The sequence below is a fragment of the Vibrio sp. ER1A genome, assembly GCF_000733315.1.
Lineage (GTDB): Bacteria > Pseudomonadota > Gammaproteobacteria > Enterobacterales > Vibrionaceae > Vibrio > Vibrio mediterranei.
In genome coordinates, this window is the sequence record NZ_JPJA01000087.1 from 208298 (window position 1) to 215263 (window position 6966).

General features: G+C 44.2%; 8 protein-coding genes and 1 tRNA gene. 3 read left to right on the forward strand and 6 right to left on the reverse strand.

Annotated features, from left to right (window positions below; translation table 11 throughout):
• Positions 1-5 precede the first annotated feature (5 nt).
• From HW45_RS15625 to phoB, 3 genes are read right to left on the reverse strand one after another with little or no spacing between them, the layout of a single operon-like run.
• Positions 6-968: a PstS family phosphate ABC transporter substrate-binding protein gene (locus HW45_RS15625; RefSeq protein ID WP_038228013.1), complete on the reverse strand. Its 963-nt coding sequence runs from the start codon at positions 966-968 to the stop codon at positions 6-8.
• A gap of 5 nt (positions 969-973) precedes the next feature.
• Positions 974-2272 carry a phosphate regulon sensor histidine kinase PhoR gene (phoR, locus tag HW45_RS15630; protein ID WP_038227984.1) on the reverse strand — a complete coding sequence of 433 codons (1299 nt, stop codon included), beginning with the start codon at positions 2270-2272 and terminating at the stop codon, positions 974-976.
• Between the two features lie 19 nt (positions 2273-2291).
• Positions 2292-2981, reverse strand: coding sequence for a phosphate regulon transcriptional regulator PhoB (gene phoB / locus HW45_RS15635; protein ID WP_038227986.1), 690 nt, complete (start codon positions 2979-2981; stop codon positions 2292-2294).
• Between the two features lie 194 nt (positions 2982-3175).
• Here phoB and rdgC point away from each other — a divergent pair, with 194 nt between their 5' ends.
• The 3 genes from rdgC to HW45_RS15650 all read left to right on the forward strand — a co-directional run bounded on the left by rdgC (position 3176) and on the right by HW45_RS15650 (position 5862).
• The gene (gene rdgC, locus HW45_RS15640; protein ID WP_038227988.1) at positions 3176-4084 is read left to right on the forward strand and encodes a recombination-associated protein RdgC; all 909 of its coding nucleotides are present in this window, start codon (positions 3176-3178) and stop codon (positions 4082-4084) included.
• Between the two features lie 138 nt (positions 4085-4222).
• Complete coding sequence (gene trhP, locus HW45_RS15645; RefSeq protein ID WP_006074777.1) at positions 4223-5605, forward strand: prephenate-dependent tRNA uridine(34) hydroxylase TrhP; 1383 nt, start codon at positions 4223-4225, stop codon at positions 5603-5605.
• A gap of 2 nt (positions 5606-5607) precedes the next feature.
• Positions 5608-5862: a YfhL family 4Fe-4S dicluster ferredoxin gene (locus HW45_RS15650; protein ID WP_038227989.1), complete on the forward strand. Its 255-nt coding sequence runs from the start codon at positions 5608-5610 to the stop codon at positions 5860-5862.
• Between the two features lie 33 nt (positions 5863-5895).
• Here HW45_RS15650 and HW45_RS15655 read toward each other — a convergent pair whose 3' ends face one another.
• The 3 genes from HW45_RS15655 to HW45_RS15665 all read right to left on the reverse strand — a co-directional run bounded on the left by HW45_RS15655 (position 5896) and on the right by HW45_RS15665 (position 6911).
• The gene (locus HW45_RS15655; RefSeq protein ID WP_038223073.1) at positions 5896-6204 is read right to left on the reverse strand and encodes a hypothetical protein; all 309 of its coding nucleotides are present in this window, start codon (positions 6202-6204) and stop codon (positions 5896-5898) included.
• A gap of 180 nt (positions 6205-6384) precedes the next feature.
• Positions 6385-6720, reverse strand: a complete 336-nt coding sequence (locus HW45_RS15660) for a DUF1904 domain-containing protein (protein WP_038227992.1) — start codon at positions 6718-6720, stop codon at positions 6385-6387.
• A 114-nt stretch (positions 6721-6834) separates the two neighbouring features.
• Positions 6835-6911: transfer RNA gene (locus HW45_RS15665), tRNA-Trp, on the reverse strand.
• Between the last annotated feature and the right edge of the window lie 55 nt (positions 6912-6966).

Genomic DNA, 6966 nt, shown 5'->3' on the forward strand with positions numbered 1-6966 from the left:
TAAGGTTAATCGATAAAACTCAGTCCAACCTTAGCGAGCTCTTGTTCTGCAAATTCTCGACTTAACGGTACATAGCCATCTTTCACCACGATTCGCTGACCTTCTCGAGAATAGATATAGCGAATGTAGGCTTCCTCTATAGGATCAAGTTTTCGTTGTGGGTCTTTATTGACGTAGACATACAAGAACCGAGACAGTGGGTAGTGACCCGACTGTACATTATCTTGAGTTGGTAAAATGTAATCCTCGCCTTGTTTAGCGATAGGCACCAATTTCGCCCCCGACACTTGATAACCAATGCCGGAGTAACCAATAGTATTCACGGATGACGCTACTGACTGCACCACAGATGCCGAGCCAGGTTGTTCATTCACATTGCGTTTGAAATCGCCTCCACACAATGCATTGTTCTTGAAATAACCATAGGTCCCCGACACTGAGTTACGGCCGAACATCTGAATAGCACGTTGACTCCAAGGTGCTTTAACGCCAAGCTGCTCCCACTTACTAATGTAGCGGTTGCTTCCACAGCGTAAGGTTGAGGAAAAAATGCTGTCTATTTGCTGGAAATTCAACCCTTTGATGGGGTTGTCGGTATGAACAAATATCCCGATCGCATCGATTGCAACTCGAAGCTCGGTCGGTTTGTAACCATAATGCCGCTCAAAAGATTCCACCTCTTTTAAACGCATCTTCCTGCTCATAGGGCCGAATTGTGCCGTACCTTCGGCCAAAGCAGGAGGCGCCGTCGACGAGCCTGAAGCTTGAATTTGGGCATTAACATTAGGATAAATGTTCTTAAACTCTTCAAGCCATAAGGTGGTCATCCCTGATAAAGTATCTGAACCTACTGAGGATAAGTTGCCTGCAACCCCAGGTTGCTTCGTATATTTTGGCAACTCTGAAGCCAGCGTAGAGAAGGATATCACGCCAAAAAGCAATACTGACCAACTTAACCTTCCGCTCATCGCCATTAGTTCACTACCAAACGTTCTGGAAGAATGAATGAGAATTTACTACCAACGCCCACTTCCGAGTGAATTTCCAGATGAGAATCATGGTGAGATAGCGCATGTTTTACGATAGCTAACCCTAAACCACTTCCGCCGGTATCACGAGAGCGAGCCTTATCGACACGATAAAAACGCTCAGTTAGTCGGTGCAAATGCTGGGGCTCAATACCATCCCCAGTATCTTCCACATCTAAACATGCACCTTGAGCAGATTGATACCAGCGTACTTTTACGTTTGCACCCGGTGGCGTATATTTAATCGCGTTGTAAACCAGATTAGAAATAGCACTTCTTAACTGATCATCATCGCCAAATACTCTCAGGCTATTATCGACATCAAACTCAACCTTGTGCCCATCCTCACCACTTAGGCTAACAGCCTCTTTTTCGAGAACTTCGAGCATAGCAGGCACATTGACGACTTCGTCTAACTCGTGCATTGGTGCAGCTTCAATTTTGGAGAGCGTGAGTAACTGATTCACAAGGCTGTTCATTCGATTGAGCTGCTCGGTCATTACACCATGAGCTTTAGTCCACATAGGACCTACAACCATGTCTGGATCTTCTGTCATCTCAAGGTAACCCTGAAGAACAGTCATTGGTGTACGTAGTTCATGAGAAACGTTAGCAAAGAAATTGCGACGCATACCTTCTAATTGCTTAAGTTGGCTGACGTCACGCACGACCATCAAATGCTCACCTTCGGTATACGGTACAATTCGAAGCTCCAGCATTCTTTCCACATTCAAAGGCGAACGCATTTCTAAAGGTTCAGAGAAATCCTGCTTATTTAGATACTTAATGAAATCTGGGGTGCGAATAAGATTAGAAATCGGCTGTCCTGAATCATCAGGCCAGCGAAAGCCAAGAAGGTGTTGTGCGAGTTTGTTACACCACACGATATTACCTTCACTACGAAACACCACAACCGCATCGGGAAGCGATTCCGCACCGTTTTTAAAACGGCGAATTAGGTTGGTCAACTCTTTTCGTTTACGTCTTTGGCGCTGTTGAAGTCGATAGATGCCATTAAATAACGACTCCCAGTTGCCTGTGCCTGATGGCGGCGTCAGACGCTTTTCATCCCACAACCATGCAGACAAACGCAGCTGATTATGTAGGTGCCATATCAACTGCAAAACCGTGGCAACGAGCAGTAACCACGGCATGTATCCAAATATCCACCCAACAACAATCCAAGGGGTGTAAAAAAAAGCCAGCTCCCAGGCCAGCTTTTTCCAGGTTAACCTTTCAACCATCTATCTCTCCAGTTCGATGCTAGCCTTTGGTAGAGAAACGGTAGCCAGCGCCTCGAACGGTCTGAATCAACTTATCATGTCCTGCGGACTCTAATGCCTTACGCAAACGACGAATGTGCACATCCACCGTGCGGTCTTCAACATAAACGTTAGTACCCCAAACGTTATTAAGCAGTTGTTCGCGGCTGTATACGCGCTCTTGATGCGTCATAAAGAAATGCAGCATTTTAAATTCCGTTGGTCCCATATCTAGCGGTGCATCATTCGCAGTAACACGATGCGATACTGGGTCCAGCTTCAGCCCTTGAACATCGATAACATCTTCCAACGCAGTTGGTGTGACACGGCGAATAACTGCTTTTAGTCGAGCAACCAATTCCTTTGGAGAGAAAGGTTTAGTGATATAGTCATCAGCCCCGACTTCTAAGCCGCGCACTTTATCTTCTTCTTCACCACGAGCCGTCAACATCACTACTGGAATGTTTCGAGTAAGCTCTTCACGCTTCATGTGCTTTATGAAATTGATACCTGAACCACCAGGCAACATCCAATCTAGCAGAACAAGGTCTGGGTAAGGTTCAGCCAGTTTGTTTACTGCGGTATCGTAATCTTCTGCTTCAACAGCTTGGTAGCCTTTCTGCTCTAACACGAAACACAGCATTTCACGAATTGGTGCTTCATCCTCAACAACCAGGATTCTTCTAGACATATCTGAATAACCTTATGGAATCTAATCAACTGCATGCATTATCAAGAATTATTATGACACTTTTGTGACCATTGAAAACAATTTTTAATATAACTTTCGCACAATCTGGGTTGTCATATTGAAGATTTAAGCTAGGACAATTGTTTGAAAATTGCCTATCATGTGCAGCTATCTATTCTAAAGGTGAGAGTAATATGTGGTTTAAAAACTGTTTGGTCTATCGATTCAACAAGGATCTTGAATTTAACGCCGATAAACTCGAGCAGCAGCTTGAAGAGTTTCGTTTTACACCTTGTGGTAGTCAAGATAAGCAAAAATTTGGTTGGGTGACAGCGCTTGGTAAACATGGCGACATGATGACCCACGTTTCTGAAAACCGCATTTTGCTTTGTGCAAAGAAAGAAGAAAAAATGCTGCCAGCGTCTGTGATCAAAGAGTCACTAAACAGCAAAGTAGAAGCGTTGGAAACGCAAGAAGGTCGACCACTTAAGAAAAAAGAAAAAGATGACCTTAAAGATGAAATCATCATTGATTTGCTTCCACGAGCTTTCAGCCGTAGCAACCTCACTCATCTGCTTATCCTTCCAAAAGAAGGCTTCATCATTGTAGATGCAAGTAGCTTTAAGAAATCAGAAGATGTCATCGCCCTCTTGAGAAAAACAATGGGAAGCCTGCCTGTTGTTCCTGCCTTCCCAGAGCAGCCTATTGAAAATACATTAACCGAATGGGTGAAAGGCGGTGAAGTACCTACAGGCTTCAATCTTCTAGATGAGGCTGAGCTTAAGTCAGTGCTAGAAGACGGTGGTGTTATCCGTTGTAAGAAACAAGAACTGTCAAGCGATGAGATTCTTGGTCATATTGAGGCAAACAAGTTTGTAACGAAACTCGCGCTGAACTGGCAAGAGCGTATTGAATTTATTCTGGCTGATGATGGCAGTATTAAACGCCTTAAATTCAGCGATGAACTAAAAGATGAGAATGACGACATTCCAAGAGAAGATGCTGCGGCTCGAATGGATGCCGACTTCTCATTGCTTTGCGGTGAGTTTGGCGCATTCCTACCAAATCTTTATGACGCCTTAGGCGGCTTACCAAAGCAATAGCCATTACTTATCTGAGCTCGCGTTCTGCGAGCTCAATACAAAACTTGGAAACCTCTCCATATTAGCGTAAAATTTGCGCCCCTTAGTGCCATTAGGTGGCACAACACTGACTTGAAATCAGATTAGAGATATAAAGCAATGTTTACTCCAGAACTTCTGTCACCTGCTGGCAGCCTTAAGAACATGCGTTATGCATTCGCCTACGGTGCGGACGCGGTTTACGCAGGTCAACCTCGTTACAGCCTTCGTGTTCGTAACAACGAATTCAACCACGAAAACCTTCAGATAGGTATCAATGAAGCGCACGCCCTAGGTAAAAAGCTTTATGTGGTTTGTAACATTCAACCACATAACTCGAAGCTAAAAACCTTCATCCGTGATCTAAAACCTGTTGTTGAAATGGGTCCAGACGCACTGATCATGTCTGATCCAGGTCTTATTATGATGGTTCGTGAAGCATTCCCTGAAATGCCGATTCACCTATCAGTACAGGCAAACGCCGTAAACTGGGCGACTGTTAAGTTCTGGGCAGCTAATGGTGTTGAGCGCGTTATCGTGTCTCGTGAGTTATCGTTAGAAGAGATTGAGGAAATCCGTGAACATTGCCCTGAAACTGAGCTAGAAGTATTCGTACACGGCGCACTTTGCATGGCTTATTCAGGTCGCTGCCTACTATCCGGCTACATCAACAAACGCGATCCAAACCAGGGTACATGCACCAATGCATGCCGCTGGGAATACAAAGTTGAAAAAGCGACTGAAAACGACGCAGGTCAAATTGTCGAAGAATTTGTTCCTGAAGCACAAGCAGTTGAAGTCGTTGATGAGCGTCCAGAGACCACTATTGGTCGTGGTAAACCAACGGATGAAGTCGTACTGCTTTCTGAAAGCCATCGTCCAGAAGATAAAATGGCGGCATTTGAAGATGAGCATGGTACGTACATCATGAACTCCAAAGATCTTCGTGCGGTGCAGCATGTTGAGCGTTTGACTAAGATGGGTGTCCACTCACTTAAGATTGAAGGTCGTACTAAATCTTTCTACTACTGTGCTCGTACTGCTCAAGTTTACCGTAAAGCTATTGATGACGCTGTTGCTGGCAAACCGTTTGATGAATCACTATTAGGCACGCTAGAGAGCCTAGCTCACCGTGGTTATACAGAAGGCTTCCTGCGTCGTCATACTCATGACAGCTATCAAAACTATGACTACGGTTATTCCGTTTCCGATTCTCAGCAATTTGTAGGTGAGTTTACCGGTAAACGTCGCGGTCACTTGGCTGAAGTTGAAGTGAAAAACAAATTTGTGGTTGGCGATAGCCTTGAGTTAATGACACCAAAAGGCAATGTGGTATTCAGCCTAGAAGTGATGGAAAACCGTAAGTCAGAAAGCATCGACGACGCTAAAGGTAACGGTCACTTCGTCTTCATTCCAGTACCAGAGGAGTTGGATCTGGACTACGCACTACTTATGCGTAACCTAAATTCAGGACAAGATACACGTAACCCAACTGGTAAGTAACCATGGCACTATTAATCACTGACAAGTGCATCAACTGTGATATGTGTGACCCTGAATGTCCTAATGGGGCAATTAGTATGGGCAGCGAGATCTTTGAGATCGACCCCCATTTATGCACAGAGTGCAAAGGGCACTACGACAAACCAACTTGTCAGTCCGTCTGCCCAATCACAAAATGTATCATCGCCGATCCAAACCATGTGGAAACCGATGATGAGCTACTTGAGAAGTTTGTGATTATTCAAGGTATGGCCTAGTCAGCAAAAAGCCTCCAAGTGGAGGCTTTTTTATTACCCAGACTTTTCGATCGGAAAAACATTGCAGTAAAGCTCTTTCTCATACTGCATCTCCAGTTTTTTGCGCCAGTTTTCTGCAGAGTTAATAGGAATTAAATAGAACTTCTCTCTGCTGGTGTCGGTCACAAAGGCAATACCGTGCTGCATCAACTCATAGTGAATATCATTGATGAAACCGAGTGTGAAACTTTGCCTACCGGATAGTTGATTAATGTCCTCTCTAGTTAGAATCACTCCATCTTTTTCTGAAGCGAATCTCTCCCTAAGCCATCGGGCAAACTGCCTTGATGAGATCATAGTCATAACAGTCTTCCTTACCCAAAACTTAATGGGGAAATCCCCCAAAAATACAGTAGATAAGCCTTAACTCAATAACAATAACACCAAGAAACAAAAAAGACTAATCTACCGAAGTATTGATAACCATAGTCAACATACTTCGACTTCTCCAGTCCCAATTGTGAGAGTCACCTTATTCAAATACTAACCGTAGTGTTGTCCATTATCGTAGTAATTCGAGGGCTCAAGCGTACTAAAGATTACCGCCACATCAAGCTCTTTCCCTAGGGCTGAGCGTACCTGAGTCGTGATAACTGTAGCCACTGAATTTTTGACCTCCTGCCCCCGATCAAACCATAGCACTTCAATAAATGGATAAGCATGACTGACCTTATTATCAAAGTAAAAAGTGGAGGCAATATGTTCAACCGTAAAGTCCTCTTTGGGACAGTCCATTAACGGTTGCAGTTCATCAACTAGTGGACCAGAAAGAGTTTTAACAAGCTCAGGTTCAATCGCTCTAAATCGTAAATGAGGCATAATCATATCCATGTATTTGATAACGATTACGAGTATATCAGTGAACAATGAGATTAGAGAACTTAGGAAAGGAAAAACGAAAAAGGCTCCGACCTAAGTCAGAGCCTTTGAATATGGCAGGGGTGGAGAGATTCGAACTCCCAACACGCGGATTTGGAATCCGCTGCTCTGCCAATTGGAGCTACACCCCTATCTTCGTGTTTATTGAGACGACTCTCAAATAAGTGGCGGAGTGGACGGGACTCG

Bases quoted from the DNA above. Each gene is read 5' to 3' on its own strand.
- HW45_RS15650 (WP_038227989.1), top strand. From the start codon at position 5,608: ATGGCACTATTAATCACTGACAAGTGCATCAACTGTGATATGTGTGAC.
- phoR (WP_038227984.1), bottom strand. From the start codon at position 2,272: ATGGTTGAAAGGTTAACCTGGAAAAAGCTGGCCTGGGAGCTGGCTTTT.
- rdgC (WP_038227988.1), top strand. From the start codon at position 3,176: ATGTGGTTTAAAAACTGTTTGGTCTATCGATTCAACAAGGATCTTGAA.
- trhP (WP_006074777.1), top strand. From the start codon at position 4,223: ATGTTTACTCCAGAACTTCTGTCACCTGCTGGCAGCCTTAAGAACATG.
- HW45_RS15660 (WP_038227992.1), bottom strand. From the start codon at position 6,720: ATGCCTCATTTACGATTTAGAGCGATTGAACCTGAGCTTGTTAAAACT.
- HW45_RS15655 (WP_038223073.1), bottom strand. From the start codon at position 6,204: ATGACTATGATCTCATCAAGGCAGTTTGCCCGATGGCTTAGGGAGAGA.
- phoB (WP_038227986.1), bottom strand. From the start codon at position 2,981: ATGTCTAGAAGAATCCTGGTTGTTGAGGATGAAGCACCAATTCGTGAA.
- HW45_RS15625 (WP_038228013.1), bottom strand. From the start codon at position 968: ATGAGCGGAAGGTTAAGTTGGTCAGTATTGCTTTTTGGCGTGATATCC.